Annotated in this window: 1 protein-coding gene; it reads left to right on the plus strand. The window is 73.9% G+C overall.

Annotated elements, in window-relative coordinates:
- Positions 1 to 1,084, plus strand: a 1,084-nt coding sequence (locus ACFP3V_RS28840; RefSeq protein WP_380589739.1) for a glycoside hydrolase family 3 C-terminal domain-containing protein, incomplete at both ends; no start/stop codon positions are given.

Here is a 1,084-nt window from a genome sequence, read left to right on the forward strand (position 1 = left end):
GCCGACGACACCCTCCTGACCGGCCTGCTCCGCGACACCTGGGGCTTCCAGGGCACCGTCGTCGCCGACTACTTCGGCATCGCCTTCCTCAAACTCCTGCACGGCGTCGCCGCCGACTGGGCCCACGCCGCCCACCTCGCCCTCGCCGCCGGCGTCGACGTCGAACTGCCCACCGTCAAAACCTTCGGCGAACCCCTCCAACGCGCCGTCGAAACAGGCACCGTCCCCGAAACCCTCATCGACCGCGCCCTGCACCGCGTCCTGACCCAAAAAGCCGAACTCGGCCTGCTCGACCCCGACTGGAACCCGATCCCCCCCGCCCTGGCCGGCCGCCCCCTGGACGACCCCGCCGCCCTCCGCGGCACCCTCGACCTCGACCCCGACGANCCCCCCGCCCTGGCCGGCCGCCCCCTGGACGACCCCGCCGCCCTCCGCGGCACCCTCGACCTCGACCCCGACGACAACCGGCAACTGGCCCGCGAGATCGCCGAACAAGCCGTCGTCCTCGTCCGCAACGACGGCACCCTCCCCCTCACCCGCCCCCGCCGCATCGCACTGATCGGCCCCAACGCCGACACCCCCACCGCCGTCCTGGGCTGCTACGCCTTCCCCGTCCACGTCGGCTCCCAGCACCCGCAGACCCCCCTCGGCATCGAACTGCCCACCCTCAAACAGGAACTGGCCCGCGAGTTCCCCGACAGCGACCTGATCACCGTCCCCGGCGCCACCATCGACACCCCCGACACCACCGGCTTCGCCGACGCCGTCGCCGCCGCCCACGCCAGCGACGTCGTCGTCCTCGCCCTCGGCGACCGCGCCGGCCTGTTCGGCCGCGGCACCAGCGGCGAAGGCTGCGACGCCGAAACCCTGCAACTGCCCGGCGTCCAGCAACAACTGCTCGACACCCTCCTGGACACCGGCACCCCCGTCGTCCTGGTCCTACTCGCCGGCCGCCCCTACGCCCTGGGCCGCGCCACCACCCACGCCGCCGCCATCGTGCAGACCTTCTTCCCCGGCGAGGCCGGCACCCGCGCCATCGCCACCGTCCTCAGCGGACGCACCAACCCCAGCGGACGCCTGCCCG

Source organism: Streptacidiphilus monticola, from assembly GCF_042658505.1.
GTDB classification, from domain to species: domain Bacteria; phylum Actinomycetota; class Actinomycetes; order Streptomycetales; family Streptomycetaceae; genus Streptacidiphilus; species Streptacidiphilus monticola.